Annotated in this window: 22 protein-coding genes; 19 read left to right on the top strand and 3 right to left on the bottom strand. The window is 64.6% G+C overall.

The features are described 5' to 3' along the window. Positions 1–3 precede the first annotated feature (3 nt). From sucC to E5X34_RS17925, 12 genes are all read left to right on the top strand, one after another. Complete coding sequence (gene sucC, locus E5X34_RS17870) at positions 4–1,197, top strand: ADP-forming succinate--CoA ligase subunit beta (protein ID WP_292567331.1); 1,194 nt, start codon at positions 4–6, stop codon at positions 1,195–1,197. Positions 1,198–1,202: 5 nt separating this feature from the next. Beyond that, complete coding sequence (locus E5X34_RS17875) at positions 1,203–1,574, top strand: cupin domain-containing protein (RefSeq protein ID WP_292567333.1); 372 nt, start codon at positions 1,203–1,205, stop codon at positions 1,572–1,574. Positions 1,575–1,629: 55 nt separating this feature from the next. Continuing rightward, positions 1,630–1,860, top strand: coding sequence for a hypothetical protein (locus tag E5X34_RS17880; protein ID WP_292077780.1), 231 nt, complete (start codon positions 1,630–1,632; stop codon positions 1,858–1,860). Beyond that, entirely contained in the window at positions 1,850–2,269 is a 420-nt protein-coding gene (locus E5X34_RS17885; RefSeq protein ID WP_292077779.1) for a PIN domain-containing protein, read from the top strand. Before E5X34_RS17880 ends, E5X34_RS17885 begins: the two co-directional genes overlap by 11 nt. A gap of 3 nt (positions 2,270–2,272) precedes the next feature. Continuing rightward, positions 2,273–2,770 (top strand): DUF1579 family protein, encoded by a 498-nt coding sequence (locus E5X34_RS17890; RefSeq protein ID WP_292567337.1) that lies wholly within the window; start codon positions 2,273–2,275, stop codon positions 2,768–2,770. Between the two features lie 12 nt (positions 2,771–2,782). Further along, positions 2,783–3,685 (top strand): succinate--CoA ligase subunit alpha, encoded by a 903-nt coding sequence (gene sucD / locus E5X34_RS17895; protein ID WP_042645467.1) that lies wholly within the window; start codon positions 2,783–2,785, stop codon positions 3,683–3,685. Positions 3,686–3,811: 126 nt separating this feature from the next. Beyond that, the gene (locus E5X34_RS17900; RefSeq protein ID WP_292567341.1) at positions 3,812–6,799 is read left to right on the top strand and encodes a 2-oxoglutarate dehydrogenase E1 component; all 2,988 of its coding nucleotides are present in this window, start codon (positions 3,812–3,814) and stop codon (positions 6,797–6,799) included. 45 nt (positions 6,800–6,844) lie between these two features. Next, complete coding sequence (odhB, locus tag E5X34_RS17905; RefSeq protein WP_292567343.1) at positions 6,845–8,119, top strand: 2-oxoglutarate dehydrogenase complex dihydrolipoyllysine-residue succinyltransferase; 1,275 nt, start codon at positions 6,845–6,847, stop codon at positions 8,117–8,119. Between the two features lie 35 nt (positions 8,120–8,154). Next, positions 8,155–8,667: a hypothetical protein gene (locus E5X34_RS17910; RefSeq protein ID WP_292567345.1), complete on the top strand. Its 513-nt coding sequence runs from the start codon at positions 8,155–8,157 to the stop codon at positions 8,665–8,667. Next, positions 8,664–9,419 (top strand): SDR family oxidoreductase, encoded by a 756-nt coding sequence (locus tag E5X34_RS17915; RefSeq protein ID WP_292567348.1) that lies wholly within the window; start codon positions 8,664–8,666, stop codon positions 9,417–9,419. The genes E5X34_RS17910 and E5X34_RS17915 overlap by 4 nt, the downstream gene beginning before the upstream one ends. Positions 9,420–9,443: 24 nt before the next feature. Further along, positions 9,444–10,850, top strand: coding sequence for a dihydrolipoyl dehydrogenase (gene lpdA, locus E5X34_RS17920; RefSeq protein WP_292567350.1), 1,407 nt, complete (start codon positions 9,444–9,446; stop codon positions 10,848–10,850). 176 nt (positions 10,851–11,026) lie between these two features. After that, positions 11,027–12,685: an acetolactate synthase large subunit gene (locus tag E5X34_RS17925; protein WP_292567353.1), complete on the top strand. Its 1,659-nt coding sequence runs from the start codon at positions 11,027–11,029 to the stop codon at positions 12,683–12,685. Positions 12,686–13,283: 598 nt separating this feature from the next. Here the strand turns inward: E5X34_RS17925 and E5X34_RS17930 are convergent. Further along, the gene (locus tag E5X34_RS17930; protein ID WP_292567355.1) at positions 13,284–14,348 is read right to left on the bottom strand and encodes a TraB/GumN family protein; all 1,065 of its coding nucleotides are present in this window, start codon (positions 14,346–14,348) and stop codon (positions 13,284–13,286) included. A gap of 71 nt (positions 14,349–14,419) precedes the next feature. Continuing rightward, positions 14,420–15,358 (bottom strand): tyrosine recombinase XerC, encoded by a 939-nt coding sequence (locus E5X34_RS17935; RefSeq protein WP_292567512.1) that lies wholly within the window; start codon positions 15,356–15,358, stop codon positions 14,420–14,422. A gap of 96 nt (positions 15,359–15,454) precedes the next feature. Here E5X34_RS17935 and rimM point away from each other — a divergent pair, with 96 nt between their 5' ends. Beyond that, positions 15,455–16,054: a ribosome maturation factor RimM gene (rimM, locus tag E5X34_RS17940; RefSeq protein ID WP_292567358.1), complete on the top strand. Its 600-nt coding sequence runs from the start codon at positions 15,455–15,457 to the stop codon at positions 16,052–16,054. Further along, positions 16,051–16,755, top strand: coding sequence for a tRNA (guanosine(37)-N1)-methyltransferase TrmD (trmD, locus tag E5X34_RS17945; RefSeq protein ID WP_292567361.1), 705 nt, complete (start codon positions 16,051–16,053; stop codon positions 16,753–16,755). Before rimM ends, trmD begins: the two co-directional genes overlap by 4 nt. Here trmD and E5X34_RS17950 read toward each other — a convergent pair. Then, positions 16,737–17,489 carry a sulfite exporter TauE/SafE family protein gene (locus E5X34_RS17950; protein WP_292567363.1) on the bottom strand — a complete coding sequence of 251 codons (753 nt, stop codon included), beginning with the start codon at positions 17,487–17,489 and terminating at the stop codon, positions 16,737–16,739. The two genes, trmD and E5X34_RS17950, sit on opposite strands and share 19 nt — an antisense overlap. A gap of 367 nt (positions 17,490–17,856) precedes the next feature. Between E5X34_RS17950 and rplS the strand changes: the two genes are divergently transcribed. The 5 genes from rplS (at position 17,857) to E5X34_RS17975 (ending at position 21,581) form a co-directional block, all read left to right on the top strand. After that, entirely contained in the window at positions 17,857–18,378 is a 522-nt protein-coding gene (rplS, locus tag E5X34_RS17955) for a 50S ribosomal protein L19 (RefSeq protein WP_042645484.1), read from the top strand. 157 nt (positions 18,379–18,535) lie between these two features. After that, positions 18,536–18,970, top strand: coding sequence for an organic hydroperoxide resistance protein (locus E5X34_RS17960; protein WP_292567366.1), 435 nt, complete (start codon positions 18,536–18,538; stop codon positions 18,968–18,970). Continuing rightward, complete coding sequence (locus E5X34_RS17965) at positions 18,967–19,467, top strand: MarR family winged helix-turn-helix transcriptional regulator (protein WP_292567369.1); 501 nt, start codon at positions 18,967–18,969, stop codon at positions 19,465–19,467. Before E5X34_RS17960 ends, E5X34_RS17965 begins: the two co-directional genes overlap by 4 nt. Positions 19,468–19,700: 233 nt before the next feature. Beyond that, entirely contained in the window at positions 19,701–20,498 is a 798-nt protein-coding gene (locus tag E5X34_RS17970; RefSeq protein ID WP_126063671.1) for a transporter substrate-binding domain-containing protein, read from the top strand. Between the two features lie 273 nt (positions 20,499–20,771). After that, positions 20,772–21,581: an amino acid ABC transporter permease gene (locus tag E5X34_RS17975; protein ID WP_292567372.1), complete on the top strand. Its 810-nt coding sequence runs from the start codon at positions 20,772–20,774 to the stop codon at positions 21,579–21,581. The last annotated feature ends 4 nt before the right edge of the window (positions 21,582–21,585 follow it).

Genomic DNA, 21,585 nt, shown 5'->3' on the forward strand with positions numbered 1-21,585 from the left:
CGCATGAACATCCATGAGTATCAGGCCAAGGCGCTGCTGAAGACGTTCGGCGCGCCAGTGGCAAGCGGTGTCCCGGTGTTCAAGGCCAGCGAGGCGGAAGCCGCCGCAAAGGCGCTGCCCGGCCCGCTCTATGTCGTGAAGAGCCAGATCCATGCCGGCGGCCGCGGCAAGGGCAAGTTCAAGGAGCTCGGCCCCGACGCCAAGGGTGGCGTGCGGCTGGCGAAGTCGGCGGCCGAAGTCGTCGCCAACGCCAACGAGATGCTCGGCCACACGCTGGTCACCAAGCAGACCGGGCCGGCCGGCAAGCAGGTCAACCGCCTCTATATCGAGGACGGCGCCGACATCGCCCGCGAGCTCTATCTGTCGATCCTGGTCGACCGCTCGGTCGGCCGTATCGCCTTCGTCGTCTCGACCGAAGGCGGCATGGACATCGAGACGGTCGCGCATGACACGCCGGAAAAGATCGTCACCGTCGCCATCGACCCGGAAAAGGGCGTGAGCGCCGAAGACGTGAAGACACTCAACGCCGCGCTGAAGCTCGACGGCGATGCGGCCAAGGACGGCGCATCGCTGTTCCCGATCCTCTACAAGGCCTTTGTCGAGAAGGACATGAGCCTGCTCGAGGTCAACCCGCTGATCGTCATGAAGGACGGGCACCTGCGTGTGCTCGACGCCAAAGTGTCGTTCGACAACAACGCATTGTTCCGCCACTCGGACGTGATGGAACTCCGCGACACCACCGAAGAGGACGAGAAGGAGATCGAGGCGTCCAAATACGACCTCGCCTATGTCGCGCTCGACGGCAATATCGGCTGCATGGTCAACGGCGCCGGCCTTGCCATGGCGACGATGGATATCATCAAGCTCTATGGCGCTGAGCCGGCTAACTTTCTCGACGTCGGCGGCGGCGCTTCGAAGGAAAAGGTCACCGCGGCGTTCAAGATCATCACCAAGGATCCGGCGGTCGAGGGCATCCTGATCAACATCTTCGGCGGCATCATGAAGTGCGACGTCATCGCCGAGGGCGTGATCGCCGCGGTCAAGGAAGTCGGGCTGAAGGTGCCGCTGGTGGTGCGTCTCGAAGGCACCAATGCCGAGCTCGGCAAGAAGATCATCAACGACAGCGGCCTCAACGTCGTCTCGGCCGACGACCTCGACGACGCGGCCAAGAAGATCGTCAAGGCGGTGAAGGGCTAAAGCGGATGCCTCCGCGCAAGATAAACCTGATCGAGGCGGCGGATCAGAAGATCGCCAAGGTCTTCGATCCGCATATCGCCGGCGATGTCAATGACAGCCAGGCGAAGGTCGCCAAGTTCGGCGAGGTCTTCGACTGGCATGCGCATGAGCATGAGGACGAGGCTTTCCTGGTGCTGCGCGGCAGGATCGCCATCGACTTCCGCGACGGGCCGGTCGAGCTCGGTGAGGGCGACTTCATCGTCGTGCCGCGCGGCGTCGAGCACCGGCCGCGCTCGCTGACCAAGGAGCCCGTCGTACTGATGTTCGAGCCGGCGACGACGCTGAACACCGGCAACGCCCAGAGTGACCTCACCGTCACCGACCTGAAGCGGCTGTAACTTGCGATGACCACACAGCTACACATATACTGTGTGGAATTGCAGGAGAAGTGACATGAAAAATATCACCCTGGCCGTCGAGGAAGCCATTCTGGAACAGGTCAAGCTGACGGCGGCCGAACAGCGGACGACGGTCAACGGAATGGTGCGGGAGTTTTTTGCCGAGGTGGCGGCAAAACGGCAGGCGAAGGACGAGGCACGGCAGGCGCTTCTGCGGCTTGCGCGCGAGGCGGCGGGAGATATGGGCAGCAAGAGTTGGAACAGGGAGGCTCTCTATGATCGCTGAGTGCTTCCTCGACACAAACGTTCTGGTTTATGCGGCCATCGGGCACAAATCCGAGCGCGCCAAGTATGAACGCGCCGTGGAGCTGATTGCCAAGGAAGACTACTCGACCTCCGCACAGGTGCTGCAGGAGTTTTACGTGAACGTGACCAAACGTGCCGACGTCGTGCTGGCGCCGGCCAAGGCGGCCGAATGGGTCGCCGCGATATCCATGAAGCCTTGCCAGGATTTGGACAGCGCGGTGGTCATGCGCGGCATCGAGAATGCGCAGCGGTATCGGATTTCCTACTGGGATGGCGCAATTATTGCCGCCGCCGAGCGCCTTGGCGTCAAGAAACTGTACACCGAAGATCTCAGCCATGGGCAAACCTATGGCTCCGTGGTCGCCATCAACCCTTTCCGCACCCATTGAGCCATGAACGCGTCGTCCTTCTCTTCCCTCTCGGATGGTCACCAACGCCTGCAGGCGCTGGTCGGCGCATGGCGCGGCGAGGAAGAAGTGGCGGCGACGCAATGGACCGATGCCGGCACGGCGACTGCGGAAGTCCTGGCCGAGGCTGAGTTCGGCGGCCTGTTCGTGGTGCAGCGCTATCGCCAGCGCCGCGACGGCACCGTCTCGTTCGGCGCGCATAATGTGTTCGGCTTCGACCAGCAGAACGGCCTCGTCACCCTGCATCAGTTCGACTCGATGGGGTTCGTGCCGATGTCACCGGCCGCGGGCACGTGGAACAGTGGCGAACTGGCGCTGGAACGGTCGTCGCCGCGCGGCTCGGCTCGCGTGACCTACAATTTTGACGACATCGATACCTATCGCATGAAACTTCAGTTCAAGCCCACGAGCGGCAATGCTTGGCAAGACATGGTGAGCGGGCTCTACCGGCGCGTCTCGCCTTCCACGATCAACGGTTTTTAGAAAAGGGCCGCGATGTCCATTCTCGTCGACAAGAATACCAAGGTGCTGGTTCAGGGTCTGACCGGCAAGACCGGCACGTTCCACACCGAGCAGGCGCTGGCCTATCACGGCACCAAGATGGTGGGCGGCATTCATCCCAAGAAGGGCGGCGAGACCTGGACGGGCTCGAAGGGTGAGACCCTGCCGATCTTCGCCACGGTGGCCGAGGGCAAGGCAAGGACCGGCGCAAACGCCTCGGTCATCTATGTGCCGCCGGCGGGCGCCGGTGAAGCCATCATCGAGGCGATCGAGGCCGAGATCCCGCTCATCGTCTGCATCACCGAGGGCATCCCGGTGATGGACATGGTCAAGGTCAAGGCGCGGCTCGACCGCTCCACTTCGCGGCTGATCGGCCCGAACTGCCCTGGCGTGCTGACGCCCGACGAGTGCAAGATCGGCATCATGCCCGGCAACATCTTCCGCAAGGGCTCGGTGGGCGTTGTTTCGCGCTCGGGAACACTTACCTATGAGGCAGTCTTCCAGACCACCAATGTCGGCCTCGGCCAGACAACGGCGGTTGGCATCGGCGGCGACCCGGTCAAGGGCACCGAGTTCATCGATGTGCTGGAGATGTTCCTCGCCGACGACGAGACCAAGTCGATCATCATGATCGGCGAGATCGGCGGCTCGGCCGAGGAAGACGCCGCGCAGTTCCTCAAGGACGAAGCCAAGCGCGGCCGCAAGAAACCGATGGCGGGCTTCATCGCCGGGCGCACGGCGCCGGCCGGGCGCACCATGGGCCATGCGGGCGCGGTGATCTCGGGCGGCAAGGGCGGCGCGGAAGACAAGATCGCGGCGATGGAATCGGCCGGCATCAAGGTTTCGCCGTCGCCGGCGCGGCTCGGCACGACGCTGGTCGAGGCGATCAAAGGTTAAGGGAGTAGGGGAGTAAGGGAGTAGGGCAGTAGGGAAAGACAGGCGCCGGACAGCCCTACTCCCCTACTGCCTTACTCCCCTACTCCCCTCCAACTAAGGAGACGGAGCCAGGCTCCGCAGACGAAAATGGCAAGACAAGATCAGGCCAACGACCAATTCTCGCTCACCTCATTCCTCTATGGCGGCAACGCCGACTACATCGACGCGCTCTACGCCGCCTATGAGGACGATCCGGCTTCGGTCGACCCGGAGTGGCAGGATTTCTTCGCGGCGCTGAAGGACGACGCGGGCGACGTCCGCAAGAACGCCAAGGGCGCCTCCTGGGCAAAACCCTCTTGGCCGATGACGGCCAATGGCGAGCTGGTCTCGGCGCTCGACGGCAATTGGGGCCTGGTCGAAAAGGCGATCGAAAAAAAGGTGAAGGAAAAGGCGGTCGTCAACGGCGCCGTGCTTTCCGACGCCGATGTGCATCAGGCGACGCGCGATTCGGTGCGCGCCATCATGATGATCCGCGCCTACCGCATGCGCGGCCATCTGCACGCCAATCTTGATCCGCTCGGCATCGCCAAGCCGCTCGAGGACTACAACGAGCTGTCGCCGGAGAATTACGGTTTTACCGAAGCCGATTACGACCGGCCGATCTTCCTCGACAATGTGCTGGGCCTGGAATTCGGCACCATCCGGCAGATGCTGGACATCCTGACCCGCACCTATTGCTCGACCCTTGGCGTCGAGTTCATGCACATCTCCGACCCGGAAGAGAAGGCCTGGATCCAGGCGCGCATCGAAGGCGCCGATAAGGAGATCACCTTCACTGCCACCGGCAAGAAGGCGATCCTGTCCAAGCTGATCGAGGCCGAGGGGTTCGAGCAGTATATCGACGTCAAGTACAAGGGCACCAAGCGCTTCGGCCTCGACGGCGGCGAGTCGCTGATCCCGGCGCTGGAGCAGATCGTCAAGCGCGGCGGCCAACTCGGCCTCAAGGAAATCGTGCTCGGCATGGCGCATCGCGGCCGCCTCAACGTGCTTTCCCAGGTGATGGCCAAGCCCCACCGCGCCATCTTCCACGAATTCAAGGGCGGCTCCGCCGCCCCGGACGAGGTCGAGGGCTCGGGCGACGTGAAGTACCATCTCGGCGCCTCGTCGGACCGCGAGTTCGACGGCAACAAGGTGCATCTGTCGCTGACGGCCAATCCCTCGCATCTGGAAATCGTCGATCCGGTGGTGATGGGCAAGGCGCGCGCCAAGCAGGACCAGCTTTCCGGCCGCGAGCGTGGCGAGGTCGTGCCGCTGTCGGAGCGCGCCAAGGTGATGCCGCTGCTTCTCCATGGCGACGCCGCCTTCGCCGGCCAGGGCGTGATCGCCGAAATCCTCGGCCTTTCGGGCCTGCGCGGCCATCGCGTCGCCGGCACGCTGCACGTCATCATCAACAACCAGATCGGCTTCACCACCAATCCGCGCTTCTCGCGCTCCTCGCCCTATCCGTCGGATGTGGCCAAGATGATCGAGGCGCCGATCTTCCACGTCAATGGCGACGATCCGGAAGCCGTGGTGCACGCCGCGAAGGTCGCGACCGAGTTCCGCATGAAGTTCCACAAGCCGGTGGTCGTGGACATGTTCTGCTATCGCCGCTTCGGCCACAATGAGGGCGACGAGCCGGCCTTCACCCAGCCGATCATGTATCGCAACATCCGCACCCACAAGACGGTGGTGCAGATCTATGCCGACCGGCTGATCGCGGAAGGCCACGTCACCCAGGCCGAGGTCGACAAGATGCGGGCCGACTGGCGCGCGCATCTGGAAGCCGAATGGGAAGTCGGCCAGAGCTACAAGCCCAACAAGGCCGACTGGCTGGATGGCGCGTGGTCTGGCCTGCGCACCGCCGACAACCAGGATGAACAACGGCGCGGCAAGACAGCCGTGCCGGTGCGCACGTTGAAGGAGATCGGCAAGAAGCTGACCGAGGTGCCGAAGGATTTCGAGGCGCACAAGACGATCCTGCGCTTCCTCGAGAACCGCCGCCAGGCGATCGAATCCGGCGAAGGCATCGACTGGTCGACGGCCGAGGCGCTGGCCTTCGGCGCCATCCTGCTCGACGGCAATCCGATCCGCCTGTCGGGCCAGGATTCGGAGCGCGGCACCTTCTCGCAGCGCCATTCGGTGCTTTACGACCAGCGCGACGAGACCCGCTACATCCCGCTCAACAACCTCTCGGCGGCGCAGGCCGGCTACGAAGTCATCAACTCGATGCTGTCGGAAGAGGCGGTGCTGGGCTTCGAATATGGCTACAGCCTGGCCGAGCCGAAGGCGCTGACGCTCTGGGAAGCGCAGTTCGGCGATTTTGCCAACGGCGCCCAGGTGGTGTTCGACCAGTTCATCTCGTCGGGCGAGCGCAAGTGGCTCAGAATGTCGGGCCTCGTCTGCCTGCTGCCGCATGGCTATGAGGGCCAGGGGCCGGAGCATTCATCCGCCCGCCTCGAGCGCTTCCTGCAGCTCTGCGCGGAAGACAACATGCAGGTCGCCAACGTCACCACGCCGGCCAATTATTTCCACATCCTGCGCCGGCAGTTGAAGCGCGACTTCCGCAAGCCGCTAATCCTGATGACGCCGAAGTCGCTGCTGCGTCACAAGCGGGCGGTGTCGACGCTGTCGGAGATTTCGGGCGAGAGCTCGTTCCACCGGCTGCTGTGGGACGATGCGCAGCTCTTGGCCGACCAGCCGATCAAGCTGGTGAAGGACTCCAAGATCCGCCGTGTCGTGCTGTGCTCGGGCAAGGTCTATTACGACCTCTATGAGGAGCGCGAGAAGCGCGGCATCAACGACATTTATCTGCTGCGCGTCGAACAGCTCTATCCGTTCCCGGCCAAGGCGCTGATCACCGAGCTGTCGCGTTTCCGCAATGCCGAGATGGTGTGGTGCCAGGAGGAGCCCAAGAATATGGGCGCCTGGTCGTTCATCGACCCCTATCTCGAATGGGTGCTGGCGCATATCGACGCCAAGCATCAGCGGGTGCGCTACACCGGGCGGCCAGCCTCGGCCTCGCCGGCAACCGGCCTGATGTCGAAGCATCTCAGCCAGCTCGCCGCGCTGCTCGACGACGCTCTCGGCGAATAACCGGACGAAACAGACCTCAAGAAGACAAGAGAACGGACAGGCACAATGGCTACCGAAATCCGCGTCCCCACTCTGGGTGAATCCGTCACCGAGGCGACCGTCGGCAAGTGGTTCAAGAAGGTCGGCGACGCGATCGCCGCCGATGAGCCCCTGGTCGAGCTCGAAACCGACAAGGTGACGGTGGAAGTGCCCGCCGCGGGCGCCGGGACGCTCTCCGAGATCACCGTCAAGGAAGGCGAGACGGTCAATGTCGGCGCGCTGCTCGGCTCGATTTCGGCGGGCGGCGCGGCCCCGGCCACGAAGCCGCAGGCGGTGGCCCAGGCTTCCAGCCCGGACGCCGCGTCCTCGGTCAAGCAGGCCGCCGCCGAGACCGCCAAGGTCGCCGGCGACGCCGGCCCTATCGAGCCGCGCACCATGCCGCCGGCGCCGGCCGCGGCCAAGCTGATCGCTGAGAACAACCTCTCGGTCGACCAGCTCTCCGGTTCGGGCAAGCGTGGCCAGGTGCTGAAGGGCGACGTGCTCGACGCCATCGCCAAGGGCGCGCCCTCGCAGCCTGCCGAGACGCCGAAGGCGGCACCCGCGCCTGCCGTTGCCCGCGCGCCGTCCTCGGCCGAGGATGCGCCGCGCGAGGAGCGCGTGCGCATGACCAAGCTGCGCCAGACCATCGCGCGCCGCTTGAAGGAGGCGCAGTCGACCGCAGCCATGCTCACCACCTTCAACGAGGTGGATATGAGCGCGGTGATGGCGCTCAGGGCCAAGTACAAGGACGTGTTCGAGAAGAAGCATGGCGTGAAGCTCGGCTTCATGGGCTTCTTCACCAAGGCGGTGACGCATGCGTTGAAGGAGATCCCGGCGGTCAATGCCGAGATCGACGGCACCGACATCATCTACAAGAACTTCGCCCATGTCGGCGTCGCCGTCGGCACCGACAAGGGCCTGGTGGTGCCGGTGGTGCGCGACGCCGACCAGATGTCGATCGCCGAGATCGAAAAGGAGATCGGACGCCTCGGCCTCGCCGCGCGCGACGGCAAGCTCTCGGTCGCGGACATGCAGGGCGGCACCTTCACCATCTCCAATGGCGGCGTCTACGGGTCGCTGATGTCAACGCCGATCCTGAATGCGCCGCAATCGGGCATTCTCGGCATGCACAAGATACAGGACCGGCCGATGGTGGTCGGCGGCCAGATCGTCATCCGCCCGATGATGTATCTGGCGCTCAGCTACGACCACCGCATCGTCGACGGCAAGGAAGCCGTGACCTTCCTGGTGCGCGTCAAGGAAAGCCTGGAGGATCCCGAGCGCCTGGTGCTCGATCTCTAAAGGTGGCTCATGACGGCTCGCGGCCGGAGCGGCGAATGAAAGCCCGTCTGCTCGGTGCCGCGAAACCGGTCGCCCTCGCAGCCGGCGTGACTCTCGTGGCTTCCGCAGCCCAGGCCGCATGCCCGATTCAGCTCGCCGTCTATGGCGAGGCCCGGAGTGGCGCCGAGATCGACTTCACCCCGGCCGGCAGCTCGGCGACGGTCACCAACGCCTTCCGCATGATCCTCGACAACAATGTCGTGCTCGACGGCATCGCCATGTGGACGGAGGGCAGCGCAGCACGACCGCATGGCTCGCTGATGTACAAATGCCCGACAGGCGATGTCACCGGCGAGGAGCTTGCCGCCTGCACGGTCTGGGAGGGGGTCATCTACAGCGCGGACGAGAAGGGTGGCGTCGGCCTGCTCCCGGCCGAGGGCGTCGACGCGCCGAAGAGCCTGATCTTTCCCGATCTCGGGCCGTCGCTGGAGATGTCGGCGGCTTACGGTCCCGCCGGCTTCTCCAAGGTGCCGTGGGACATCTTCGTGCTGAAAGGCTGCCAGGAATGAGTGCGGACAAGAAAACACTGCTGGTCACCGGCGGCAGCCGCGGCATTGGTGCCGCCATATGCCGGCAGGCGAACCGTGCCGGCTACCGGGTGGCGGTGAATTTTGTCTCCAACCAGGTCGCGGCAGACGCGCTGGTTGCCGAGCTAAAATCGACTGGCGGCGATGCCTTAGCGGTCAAGGGCGATGTCGGCAACGAGACCGATGTCCTAGCGATGTTCGAAGCGGTGGACCGGGCCTTCGGCCGGCTCGACGCCTTCGTCAACAATGCCGGCATCGTCGATCTCAAGGCGCGGGTCGACGAGATGAGTGTCGAGCGACTGGAGCGCATGATGCGCATCAACGTCGTCGGCTCGTTCCTGTGCGCGCGTGAAGCAGTGAAGCGCATGTCGACGCGGCATGGCGGCAAGGGTGGGGCCATCGTCAACATCTCGTCCGCTGCGGCCAGGCTCGGCTCGCCGGGCGAATATGTCGACTACGCCGCCTCCAAGGGCGCGATCGATACGCTGACGATCGGGCTCGCGCGTGAAGTCGCGCTCGAAGGAATTCGCGTCAATGCCGTCAGCCCCGGCATCACCGAGACCGAAATCCATGCCTCGGGCGGGCAGCCGGACCGCGTGGCGCGGATGCAGGATATGCTGCCGATGAAACGCGCCGGCACGGCGGACGAAGTCGCCAGCGCGGTTCTCTATCTTCTGTCGGACGCGGCCTCCTATATAACGGGCGCGATCCTGAATGTGAGCGGCGGCCGCTAAAGGCCGGATAAGAAGGATTCTATCATGGCTTATGACGTCGTAATCATCGGATCGGGACCGGGCGGCTATGTCTGCGCCATCAAGGCGGCGCAGCTCGGGCTGAAGACGGCGGTGGTCGAGAAGAACGCCACCTTCGGCGGCACCTGCCTCAACATCGGCTGCATCCCGTCGAAGGCGCTGCTCCACGCCTCCGAGATGTTCGCCGAGGCTGGCCATGCCTTCGATACGCTGGGCGTCGAGATACCGGCGCCGAAGCTCAATCTCAAGAAGATGATGGCGCATAAGGACATGACGGTGGCGTCCAACGTCAACGGCGTCGCCTTCCTGTTCAAGAAGAACAAGATCGATTCCTTCCGCGGCACCGGCAAGATCGGCGGCGCCGGCAAGCTTTCGGTGACCGGCGAGGACGGCAAGGTCGAGGAGATCGAGACTCGGAATATCGTCATCGCCACGGGCTCGGATGTCGCCGGCATTCCGGGCGTCAAGGTCGATTTCGACGAGAAGGTGATCGTGTCCTCCACCGGCGCGCTGTCGCTGGCCAAGGTGCCGGAGCGTCTCGTGGTGGTCGGGGGCGGTGTCATCGGGCTGGAGCTCGGCTCGGTGTGGGCAAGGCTGGGCGCCAAGGTCACGGTCGTCGAGTTCCTCGACAACATCCTGGGCGGCATGGACGGTGAGGTATCGAAGCAGTTCCAGCGGCTGCTCACCAAGCAGGGTTTCGAGTTCAGGCTAGGGGCCAAGGTCACGGGTGTGGCCAAGGCCAAGAAGGGCGCGACCGTGACCTTCGAGCCGGTCAAGGGCGGTGCCGCTGAGACGATCGAGGCGGACGTGGTGCTGGTCGCCACCGGACGCCGCCCCTATGCCGACAGCCTGGGGCTGAAGGAAGCCGGCGTGGAGATGGACGAGCGCGGCCGGGTCAAGACCGACGGGCATCTCAGGACCAATGTCCCCGGCATCTATGCCATCGGCGACGTGATCGCCGGGCCGATGCTGGCGCACAAGGCCGAGGACGAGGGCGTCGCGGTGGCCGAGACGATCGCCGGCCAGGCCGGCCATGTGAACTACGACGTCATCCCGAGCGTCGTCTACACCAGCCCGGAGATCGCCTCGGTCGGCAAGACCGAGGAGGAGTTGAAGAAGGCCGGCATCGACTACAAGGTCGGCAAATTCCCGTTCAGCGCCAATGGCCGCGCGCGCGCCATGCTCCACACCGACGGCTTCGTGAAGATCCTGGCCGACAAGGCCAGCGACCGCGTGCTCGGCGTCCACATCGTCGGCTTCGGGGCCGGCGAGATGATCCACGAGGCCGCGGTGCTGATGGAATTCGGCGGTTCCTCGGAAGACCTCGCCCGCACCTGCCACGCGCATCCGACTATGTCGGAGGCGGTGAAGGAAGCGGCGCTGGCAACCTTCTTCAAGCCCATTCATATCTAGGGCGTCATCCCGAATACGCGCGTCAGCGTTCGGTGAGGCTCATCTCGCAAGGTTCGCCTAAAACGCGTTGCGATCTTTCAGATTCGCTCCATGCGCTTTAGGTTCCTGGTTCGACGCATGTCTTTATCCCGAAACCGGTTCCCACTTTCGGGAGACATGCTCTAGGGAGATACCGCGTGTCCAAAGGCTCCGATCTGCTTGTTGCCGCCCTCGAGAATGAAGGCGTGGACCGCATCTTCGGCATACCGGGCGAGGAGAATCTCGACGTCGTCGAATCCATTCGCAAATCCTCGATCGAGCTGATCCTGACCCGTCATGAGCAAGCGGCCGCGTTCATGGCCGCCACTCACGGCCGGCTCACCGGCAGGCCCGGCGTCTGCATCACCACACTTGGCCCGGGCGCCTTGAACCTGACCACAGGCGCGGCTTACGCGCTGCTCGGGGCCATGCCCATGGTCATGATCACCGGACAAAAGGGCGTCAGGTCCTCCAGGCAGGCCCGGTTCCAGATCGTCGACGTCGTCGCGGCGATGAAACCCCTGACCAAGCTGTCGCGTCAGATCGTTTCGCCCAGGATGATCCCGGGCGTGGTGCGCGAGGCTTTCCGTGTGGCCGGCGAGGAGCGTCCGGGACCGGTGCATCTGGAGCTGCCCGAAGACATCGCGGCGGAGGAATGCGACGCGGTGGCGCCGATTCCGCCGCACCCGGTCGAGCTGCCGCTGGCGAGCCCGCTTGCGCTCGACCGCGCCGCCAAGATGATCATCGAGGCCGAGCGGCCGCTGGCGATGATGGGCGCCGCTGCCTCGCGGCCGCGCTCGACCTCGGACCTCGCCCAGTTCGTTCTGCGGACCGGCATTCCTTATTTCACCACCCAGATGGGCAAGGGGACGGTGCCGGGCGGGACCGAGCTCTATATGGGCACGGCCGCGCTGTCCGAGCGCGACTATGTGCACGAGGCGATCGAGCGGGCGGATCTCATCATCACGATCGGCCACGACACGGTCGAGAAGCCGCCCTTCATCATGGGCGCCGACGGTCCGAAGGTCATCCATGTCGGCTACCAGCCGGCCACTGTCGAACAGGTCTATTTCCCGCAAACCGAGGTGATCGGCGATATCGGCGCGTCGCTCAGGCTGTTGGCCGACCGCCTAGAAGGCAGCATTCCCAACGCACAGGCACTGCTGCCGCTACGCGAGGGGATATTGAGCCGCATCGCGGCGCGCGACACCGAGGACCGCTTCACGCCGCAGCGCCTGGTGCATGACGTGCGCGCGGTCATGCCGGCCGACGGCATCCTGGCGCTCGACAACGGCATGTACAAGATCTGGTTCGCGCGCAACTACCGCACGCGCGTCGCCAACACGCTGCTGCTCGACAATGCGCTGGCCACGATGGGCGCCGGCCTGCCGTCGGCGATGACGGCGGCGATGCTTTTTCCAGAACGCCGCGTCATGGCGGTTTGCGGCGATGGCGGCTTCATGATGAACAGCCAGGAGCTGGAAACCGCCGTCAGGCTGAAGCTCAACCTCGTGGTCCTGATCATCGAGGACCATGCCTACGGCATGATCCGCTGGAAGCAGGCGGTCGACGACTTTCCCGATTTCGGCATGACCTTCGGGAATCCCGATTTCGTCCGCTATGCCGAAGCCTATGGCGCCAAGGGCGCCAGGGTAGGTGCCATCGCCGAGCTGAGACCGGCCCTGGAGCAGGCCTTTGCCGCGGGCGGCGTCAATCTCGTCGTCGTTCCGATCGACTATTCGGAGAATGAACGGGTCCTGGTCGAAGAGCTGCGCCATCGGCTGCCCTGGCCGGCCAGTCCCATGCCGGATGAATAGAAGCGGCTGAATTCAGGTCGTATCGAGCCGAATTCACCGGTTCACGCTTTTCGGCATCATGCTCCAGAGCAATTCCGGATAGTGCGACGGCGTTTTCCGAAAGTGGAGACAGCGGCACAAAACAAAACGGCCCGCCTTTCGGCGGGCCGTTCGGTTTCAAGCTGCAAGCCCAATTTACTGAGCCGGTGCCGGGGCTGGCGCAGGGGCGGGTGCAGGAGCTGGCGCCGGAGCCGGAGCGGGTGCCGGCTCTGGAGCCGGAGCAGGCGTTGCAGGCGCCGGAGCTGGCGTGCTGGCGGCCGGCGGCTCAGCCGGGGCCGGGGCATGCTCGCCGCCGCTTCTGCCAAAGACATAATACGCAACAATGGCCAGGATAATGACAACAAGGGCGATCAGCCACCCGCTGCCGCCGCCACCCGACCTGGGAGGCGGGCTCGAAGGGGTGAAGGGGTCGTTAGGGTTCGCCATGAAACGTGTCCTCCTTGGATGAAAGTCATCAAAATAACAGCCATCAACGCGCTGATCCCGCATCGGGTTTCACGCAAACGGACGGAAAGCGCTGAAAAACCGGCGTTTTCAGGTCCGCCAGCCGCCAGACGACTCAGTTGACGGCGGTAACACTATACCCTGCCTTGCGAAAATCCTCGACCAGTCCTTCCGGACCGGGCAGATGCATGGCGCCGACGGCCATGAAGACGTTGCCCTTGGCCAGAATCGGCATCGCGTTCGCGGCCATCACCTTGTTGCGGCTGGTGATCATGGTCTGCTCGAAGGCGGCATAGCCGGCCTGGTCATCGGCGGTCTCGGGCAGCACCGCCTTGAACAGCGGCCAGAACATGCCGACCTCGCCGCGCTGGTAGAGCACGATCATCGTTTCGTTGACGTCATTGACCTTGTCGCCGAGCTTCATGGTCTCGACCAGGCTCTTCATATGGAATTCGAGCGGCAGCGAGGCCATCGCGCGCAGCTGGCCAACGGCGGTCTCGAGCCCTTCGACGTCCTTGCCCGAGGCCTTGGCATCCGAAGCGAGCTTGACGTCCAGCACGGGTTCGCCGGCGGACTGGCGCGCCACCTCGCAGGCCGGCAGTGCCATCATGGCCGACAAGATCCACGGCTTCATCTTGGCGACCGTCGCCGGCGGGATGCCGCGGGCGTCGAGTCCCTTGTTCAGCGCCGCCGCATCGTCCGGCGACAGCAGCGACGACAGGGTGGTGTTGTCGGTGAACATCATCAGGCCGGGTTCGTTGGCCATCGCGGCCATCATCTTGGCCTTGTCCATCGCATCGGTGGTTTCGATGACGACGGTGCCGGCGCCGTCATAGGCTTTCTGCGCGGCGGCCGGCAGCGTGGTGACGCGCGTGTCGGTCATGTGCATGGTGCCGAACAGATAGGACGGTTTCTCGCCCGGCTTCTCCAGCTTCCACAGCAGGCCCTTGCCGTTGGGTACGGCCGCCGCTTCGGCCTCGACCTTCTGGAAGGCGGCCGGATCGTTCTTTTCCAGCGCGGTCAACAGATCGGTGCCGGCGCAATTCGGCGCTTCGGCATGCGCCCGGCTTGCGAGCAGCAGAACGACCAGGAAGGACAGGAAAAACAGCAGGTTGAGCGCCGCAAGCAGCTTCAACGAGACAAGGGCCGCGCGGTCGGCAATGGCGATGACGCGTTTCATGGGAAGCGTCTTAGCGCTGAAAAGCGGCAAAACGGTTAATCGACGGGGTGAAGTTTTCGTTGCCGCCCGGCTCAGGCGCGGGGATGCGCCTTCTCGTAGATGTCGAGCAGTCTCGCGGTGTCGACGCCGGTGTAGATCTGGGTCGTCGACAGGCTAGCGTGGCCGAGCAGTTCCTGGATGGTGCGCAGGTCGCCGCCGCGGCCGAGCAGATGGGTGGCGAAGGAGTGGCGCAGGGCATGCGGCGTTGCCGTGTCGGGCAGGTTCAGCGCCGAGCGCAGCTTCGCCATCTCGCGCTGGATGATGGCGGGGTTGAGCGGGCCGCCGCGGGCGCCGCGGAACAAAAGGCCGTCGGGACCGATGTGGAAGGGACAGAGCCGACGGTATTCCACCACCGCCTTGCGGGCCACCGGCAGCACCGGCACCAGCCGCGTCTTGCCGCCCTTGCCAGTGACGCGCAGCACGGTGTCGGCTTCCGTCGCCAGATCGGCGCCCGTCAGGCTGAGCGCTTCGGAGATGCGCAGGCCGGAGCCATAGAGCAGCGTCAGCACGGCGGCATTGCGGGCGGCGATCCAGGGTTCCTCGGCGAGTTGGCCCTCCATCGCCACGACCTTTCTGGCGTCGCTTGCCGTCAGCGGCTTGGGCAGCGATTTCGGCTGGCGCGGCGCGCGCAGAGCGATGGCGCCCGCAGCATTGACGAGGCCGCGTTTTTCGAGAAAGCGCAGCAGCGAGCGGATGCCGGCAAGACCGCGCCCCAGCGTGCGGGCGCCTGCGCCGTCACTGCGGCGCTTGGCGAGGAAGCCGCGCAGATCGGCCGGGCGCAGGTCGGCTATGTCGGAAATGCCGGGCGGGCCGCCGCAATGTCCGGTCAGGAAATGCAGGAACTGACGCGTGTCACGCTCATAGGCCTCGACCGTCTCCGGCGACAGCCGGCGCTCATGCGCCAGTGTCTTCAGCCAGGTCTCGCGCGCCGCCTGGAGATCGGGTCTTGCCGGGATGAGGAATTCCTGCATGGCGGCATTGTCGGGTGTCGAGGTTAGGAAGCGGTGAAGAGGGCTCATTGAAATGATGGCGTCAGAGGGCTAGAGCAAGGCAAAGGAAGTGCCGCCATGTCGAAGCTCGAAAACCCCGTACAGATGGCCGTCATCGGTGCCGCGCACGGCATCAAGGGCGAACTCAGGGTGAAGACTTTCACCGGCGACCCGCTGGCGCTGGCCGATTACGGCACGCTCTTCGCCAAGGATGGCCGCGCCTTCCATATTACCGATATCAGGCCTGCCGGGACTGTTGTTGTCGTGCGTTTCAAGGGCGTCAACGACCGCAATGCCGCCGAGGCTTTGGCCGGTACCGAGCTTTTCGTCGACCGCTCGGTGCTGCCCGACGACGGCGAGGAGGACGAGTTCTATCATGCCGACCTCATCGGCCTCGACGTTCGGGACGACACCGGCGTCATCGGCAAGGTCGTCGCCGTGCATAATTTCGGCGGCGGCGACATACTCGATGTCACGCTTGCCGGCCGCAAGGGCGTGCTGATCCCGTTCACGCAGGCAGCGGTGCCGCATGTCGCGATTGCCGACGGTTTCGTCGAGGTCGATCCGCTGGCGGCCGGCCTTGTCGAAGATGAGGACGATGGTGAAGCACCTGGCCGGTCCGGCTTCGACCCGAAGGGCAGGCCGCGCGGACCGAAGGATGCCGGGGGCAACCGGTGAGCTTTGCCGCCTCCGTGCTGACGCTCTATCCGGAGATGTTTCCGGGCGCGCTCGGCCTGTCGCTGGCGGGACGGGCGCTGGAGGCGGGCACATGGTCACTGGAGGCGATCCAGATCCGCGACTTCGCCACCGACAGGCACCGTACCGTCGACGACACGCCGGCCGGCGGCGGCGCCGGCATGGTGATGCGCGCCGACGTGCTGGCGCGCGCCATCGACCACGCTTCGCCGCCGGGCGATGAGCGCCCAAGGCTGCTGATGAGCCCGCGCGGAAAAACGCTAACGCAGGCCCGCGTGCGCGAGCTTGCCGCGGGGCCTGGCGCGGTCATCCTGTGCGGACGTTTCGAAGGCGTCGACCAGCGGGTGATCGACGCGCGGGGATTAGAGGAAGTTTCCGTCGGCGACTTCATCCTGTCGGGCGGCGAGCCGGCGGCGCTTGTGCTGCTCGACGCCGTCGTGCGGCTCCTGCCTGGCGTCATGGGCAATGCGGCGTCGGGCGAGGAAGAAAGTTTCGAGAACGGCCTGCTCGAGCATCCGCACTACACGCGGCCGCAGGAGTTCGAGGGCAGGCAAATCCCAGACGTGCTGATCTCCGGCAACCATAAGAAGATTGCCGAATGGCGGCGGGCGGAGGCGGTGAAGCTGACGCGGGAACGGCGGCCTGACTTGCTTGGCGGTTCGCCTCAGCCCTTGGTGAAATAGTAGAAGGCCAGAAGCAGGCCGACGGCGACAACGAAGCCGCGCACCACGCCTTGCGGCACGCGCTTGGCGATCCACACGCCGGCATAGCCGCCGAGCGCCACGCCCGGGATCATGACGATCGCCTGCGGCCAGGCGACGACGCCCCCGGAAACGAAGACCAGGATGGCGACGACCGCGATCACGATGGACAACATGTTCTTCAACGCATTGAGCCGGTGGTAATCGCCGGCTTGCGTCAGGCCGAGGGTGGCCAGCATCATTACCCCCATTCCGGCGCCGAAGAAGCCGCCATAGACCGCCGTCGCGAATTGCGCGATCGAACCGGCGAGCGACCCGACCGAGGCCTGGTGCTCCGGCCCCGCCGCCGGCTTCAGCCACGGTCCGGCGGCGAATAGCGCGGTCGCGGCGATGAGCAGCCAGGGCACGAGGGCGCGGAAGGACGGATTGGAGAGCGCGAGGAGGATGAGTGAGCCGGCCAGCGCGCCCAGTGCGGAAATCAGGCAAAGCATCAGGGCGCCGCGCCAGAAGTGGCGGATATCGGTCCAATAGGCGAGAGTCGAGGTGATGTAGCCCGGCAGCTGCGTCACCGAGGAGGTGGCGTTGGCGACGATCGGCGGCAGGCCGACCAGCGTCATGGCGCCGAAGGTGAGGAAAGTGCCGCCGCCGGCGACCGCATTGGCGGCGCCGGAGGCAAAGCCCGCGAGGAAAAGCAGGACGGCATCGGAGAACGTCATGGAGGGAAGGCCCGGGAATACACGTTCCCGGCTTAGAAAGCTTGGCGCGCTCGCGCAACCCGGCACAAGGCAATAAGATGGTACCAGGAGCCCAAAAAATATGCCTTAAAGTTCTTTTTCGATGCATATCGTCGTCCCAGAACCGCGCACACTTCTGGGCGACATGCATTTGGACGTGACAAAGCGCCGAAATAGCTGTATGTCGCCGCCCGAACCGGAAGAACGATCTTCTGGACCCGTCAACAAATGGCGGTGTAGCCGTCCCTGCCCGATGTTTCGACAAAGGGCATAGCCGAGCGGTCGTTGGCACTGCAAGGCGAGCCGAGGACGCTCTGGCTGTCGGAAGAACAAGAAGTGGATATTTGAGATGGATCTCATCCGTCAGCTCGAGGCCGAACAGGCCGCCAAGATCGAAGCCAAGCGCAAGCTGCCCGAATTCCAGCCGGGCGACACCGTGCGCGTCCAGGTGCGCGTCACCGAAGGCAGCCGCACCCGCGTCCAGGCCTATGAGGGCGTCGTCATCGCCCGCTCCGGCTCCGGCTTCCAGGAGAATTTCACCGTCCGCAAGATTTCCTACGGCGAAGGCGTCGAGCGCGTTTTCCCGGTCTACTCGCCGATGGTCGAGGGCGTCGAGATCGTGCGCCGCGGCAAGGTGCGCCGCGCCAAGCTCTATTACCTGCGCGACCGTCGCGGCAAGTCGGCCCGCATTTCGGAAAACACCGGCGTGCGCGCCCGCAAGCTGAACGACGAAGAGCGTGATGCGCTGAACGCCGAGCGCGCCCGCATCGAGGCCGAGAAGGTCGCCGCCGCCCAGGCGCTGGCCGCCGAGACGGCCGCCAAGGAAGCCGCCGAGAAGAAGGCCGCCGCCGAGGCTGCTTCGGCCGAATAAGGCTTCTGCGAAACAGTTTCCGGAAAGGCGGCTTCGGCCGCCTTTTTCGTTTTTCACCGAGCTGTGATCGATTGCCGCAGGAAAACCGCGCCGACATTGTTGACATCCAATTATCTTGTACACTAAATAATCGTGTACAAATAAATGGAGATCGAAAATGTCAGCATTCTACACCGCCCAGGCCCGCGTCAGCGGCGGCCGCAACGGTCACGGCGAAACCAGCGACGGCCTGCTCAAGGTCGACCTTGCGATGCCGAAGGAACTCGGCGGCAAGGGCGGCGCCACCAATCCGGAGCAGCTTTTCGCGGTCGGCTATGCGGCTTGCTTCGAGAGCGCGGTGCGCTTCATCGCCCGCCAGCAGAAGCTGCCGCTCGAAGACGCTTCGATTACATCCACGGTCAGCCTTTATCCGAACGACCAGGGCGGCTTCCGCCTCGGCGTCGCGCTGGCGGCCGAGATCAAGGGGCTTGATCAGGCGAGCGCAGAGGCGCTTGTATCGGAAGCGCACAAGGTCTGCCCCTATTCCAACGCCATCCGGGGCAATATCGACGTGGCGCTGTCCACTACGACGCTTCCGGCAAAGGCCGCATGACGACGAAAACCGAAACCATCACCAAGCCAGCCCCGGCGCAGGACGCCGGGGTAATCGAGGTGCCGCGCCTCGACCAGCAGCTCTGCTTTGCACTTTATTCGGCAAGCGGGTTGATGACCAAGCTCTACCGGCCTCTGCTCGATCCGCTCGGCCTCACCTATCCGCAATATCTGGCGATGCTGGCGCTGTGGCAGCATTCGCCGAGCACGATCGGCGAGCTCGGCGCGGCACTCGGCCTCGATTCGGCGACGCTGACGCCGCTCATCAAGCGCATGGAAGCGGGCGGCCTCGTCACGCGCCGGCGCGACGCCGCCGACGAACGCCGGGTGCTGGTCGAGCCGACCGCGAAGGGCGAGGCGCTGCGGGCGAAGATGAAGGACGTGCAGGAAGGCTTAAGCTGCGGCATGCCGCTGGAGCGGGCCGAGCTCAAAGCCCTGCACGGCACGCTGACGCGCCTGGTCGCCGGGTTGCGCGAGGCAACGGCCGATCAGGCCTGATCACAGCAACGGCCATCCTCAAAACCGTTCCCATAGAGCATTGCATTTGCCTCTGGTGCGCAACGTCGCAGCGGATCGGCTTGCAAGGCGCTTGCGGCAAGCTCTATCTCTTTGTTTTTACGCAATTCCGGACGGAAAACCGCTTCACACTTTTCCTGGAATTGCTCTAAAGTCGGCGCCGGATTTTCTCAGGCCGCGAAATTGCAGCGCGGTCGCACCTTCGGAGATTTGTCATGACCAAGTCGAAATTGCTGCTGGCCGCCATGGTGGCCTGCCTTCTCGCGCCTGTCGCCGCGCTCGCCGACAATCTGCCCGACCTCGGCGGCAAGAAGGTCGTGGTGGTGACGGAAAACGCTTATCCGCCGCTGCAGTTCATCGACAAGAAGACCGGCAAGCAGATCGGCTGGGAATATGACGCGATGGACGAGATCGCCAAGCGGCTGAACTTCAAGGTCGAGTACCAGAACACCTCCTGGGACGCGATGATCCAGGCGGTTTCGGACAACCAGTACAACATCGGCATGACCGGCATCACCATCAAGGACGACCGCAAGGAGAAGGTCGACTTCTCCGATCCCTATATGCGCTCGGAGCAGTTCATGCTGGTGCGCGGCGACGAAAGCCGCTTCACCGACGCCAAGAGCTTCGGCGCCTTCAAGGATGGGCTGATCGGCGCCCAGCCCGGCACCACGCCCTTCTACACCGCCGTCTACAGCGTGCTCGACGGCAACGAGCAGAACCCGCGCATCAAGCTGTTCGAGACCTTCGGCGCGACCGTGCAGGCGCTGAAGGCGGGCGACGTCGATGTCGTCTTGACCGACGGCACCGCCGGCAAGGGCTATGTCGATGCTTCCGAAGGCAAGCTGAAGCTGATCGGCGGCCCGCTCGGCACCGAGGATTTCGGCTTCATCTTCCCCAAGGGCTCGGACCTGGTGAAGCCAGTCAACGCCGCGATCGCGTCGCTCAAGGCCGACGGCACGTTCGACAAGCTCAACAAGAAGTGGTTCCTCGACTACAAGATGGGACAGTAGGGTTCTATTTTGGTGCGTGCGATGCGCAACGGTTACGGGCGGAGAGCCGCGAAAGCCTCATTCCTCCGCGCCCCCCTCTGTCCTGCCGGACATCTCCCCCACAAGGGGGGAGATTGGCAGCTTTGGCGCTTCGCCCATCCTTGCATCGATGGTGATTGGCGAAGGCCGGTGCGATATTCGATCTCCCCCCTTGTGGGGGAGATGCCTGGCAAGGCAGAGGGGGGCGCGAAGAAACGCTGCCTCCGTAACTGTCTTGCCCGCGCCGCCCCTTAAATGTCTGCCACGACATCCGCCAAACCCGAATTCCCCTGGTGGCTGGCCGCCGCGGCCGTCCTCGCACTGGCTGCCGCCCTCGCCATCGCGTCCAGCGATCTCTATGCGGAGGTCTTCGCCACCGTCGCCAAGGGCATCGGCATCACCGTCTTCGTCACCGCGGTGGCTTTCGCGCTGGCCTCGGCGCTCGGGCTCGGCATCGCGCTCATGGCGCTGTCGGGATCGCAGTGGCTGCGCCAGATCGCGCGTTTCTATGTCGAGATCATCCGCGGCGTGCCGATCCTGGTGCTGTTGTTCTGGATCGCCTTCGCCGGCGCGCCGGCCTTCGTCGCCGCCTGGAATGTGCTGACCGCGCCGTTGCAGAGCGCCGGGCTGATCGGCGAATTGCTGGTGCGCGACGTATCGCTGCTTTGGCGCGCCATCATGGCGCTGACCATCGGCTATTCGGCCTTCATCTCGGAAGTGTTCCGCGCCGGCATCCAGTCGGTCGAGAAAGGCCAGATCGAAGCCGCCAAGGCGCTCGGGCTCGGCCGGGCGCAGCGCTTCCGGCTGATCGTGTTCCCGCAGGCGATCCGCATGATCCTGCCGCCGCTCGGCAACGACTTCGTCGCCATGGTCAAGGATTCTTCCTTGGTCTCCGTGCTCGGCGTCGCCGACATCACCCAGATGGGCAAGGTCTATGCCGCGGGCTCGTTTCGCTTCTTCGAAACCTATTCGATCGTCGCCTATATTTACCTCATCCTGACCGTCGGCCTGTCGCTGGCGCTGCGGGCGCTGGAGCAGCGCCTGCGCCGGCAACACGGGGAATAGCCGG

Origin of the sequence: Mesorhizobium sp., from assembly GCF_004963255.1 — a bacterium.
Lineage (GTDB): Bacteria > Pseudomonadota > Alphaproteobacteria > Rhizobiales > Rhizobiaceae > Mesorhizobium.

Coding starts and splice junctions, on each gene's coding strand:
- E5X34_RS17960 (WP_292567366.1), top strand. CDS start 18,536: ATGTCAGCATTCTACACCGCCCAGGCCCGCGTCAGCGGCGGCCGCAAC.
- E5X34_RS17890 (WP_292567337.1), top strand. CDS start 2,273: ATGAACGCGTCGTCCTTCTCTTCCCTCTCGGATGGTCACCAACGCCTG.
- E5X34_RS17975 (WP_292567372.1), top strand. CDS start 20,772: ATGTCTGCCACGACATCCGCCAAACCCGAATTCCCCTGGTGGCTGGCC.
- E5X34_RS17935 (WP_292567512.1), bottom strand. CDS start 15,358: ATGCAGGAATTCCTCATCCCGGCAAGACCCGATCTCCAGGCGGCGCGC.
- sucD (WP_042645467.1), top strand. CDS start 2,783: ATGTCCATTCTCGTCGACAAGAATACCAAGGTGCTGGTTCAGGGTCTG.
- lpdA (WP_292567350.1), top strand. CDS start 9,444: ATGGCTTATGACGTCGTAATCATCGGATCGGGACCGGGCGGCTATGTC.
- E5X34_RS17900 (WP_292567341.1), top strand. CDS start 3,812: ATGGCAAGACAAGATCAGGCCAACGACCAATTCTCGCTCACCTCATTC.
- E5X34_RS17915 (WP_292567348.1), top strand. CDS start 8,664: ATGAGTGCGGACAAGAAAACACTGCTGGTCACCGGCGGCAGCCGCGGC.
- E5X34_RS17875 (WP_292567333.1), top strand. CDS start 1,203: ATGCCTCCGCGCAAGATAAACCTGATCGAGGCGGCGGATCAGAAGATC.
- E5X34_RS17965 (WP_292567369.1), top strand. CDS start 18,967: ATGACGACGAAAACCGAAACCATCACCAAGCCAGCCCCGGCGCAGGAC.
- rplS (WP_042645484.1), top strand. CDS start 17,857: ATGGATCTCATCCGTCAGCTCGAGGCCGAACAGGCCGCCAAGATCGAA.
- E5X34_RS17930 (WP_292567355.1), bottom strand. CDS start 14,348: ATGAAACGCGTCATCGCCATTGCCGACCGCGCGGCCCTTGTCTCGTTG.
- rimM (WP_292567358.1), top strand. CDS start 15,455: ATGTCGAAGCTCGAAAACCCCGTACAGATGGCCGTCATCGGTGCCGCG.
- odhB (WP_292567343.1), top strand. CDS start 6,845: ATGGCTACCGAAATCCGCGTCCCCACTCTGGGTGAATCCGTCACCGAG.
- E5X34_RS17885 (WP_292077779.1), top strand. CDS start 1,850: ATGATCGCTGAGTGCTTCCTCGACACAAACGTTCTGGTTTATGCGGCC.
- E5X34_RS17950 (WP_292567363.1), bottom strand. CDS start 17,489: ATGACGTTCTCCGATGCCGTCCTGCTTTTCCTCGCGGGCTTTGCCTCC.
- E5X34_RS17880 (WP_292077780.1), top strand. CDS start 1,630: ATGAAAAATATCACCCTGGCCGTCGAGGAAGCCATTCTGGAACAGGTC.
- sucC (WP_292567331.1), top strand. CDS start 4: ATGAACATCCATGAGTATCAGGCCAAGGCGCTGCTGAAGACGTTCGGC.
- E5X34_RS17970 (WP_126063671.1), top strand. CDS start 19,701: ATGACCAAGTCGAAATTGCTGCTGGCCGCCATGGTGGCCTGCCTTCTC.
- E5X34_RS17910 (WP_292567345.1), top strand. CDS start 8,155: ATGAAAGCCCGTCTGCTCGGTGCCGCGAAACCGGTCGCCCTCGCAGCC.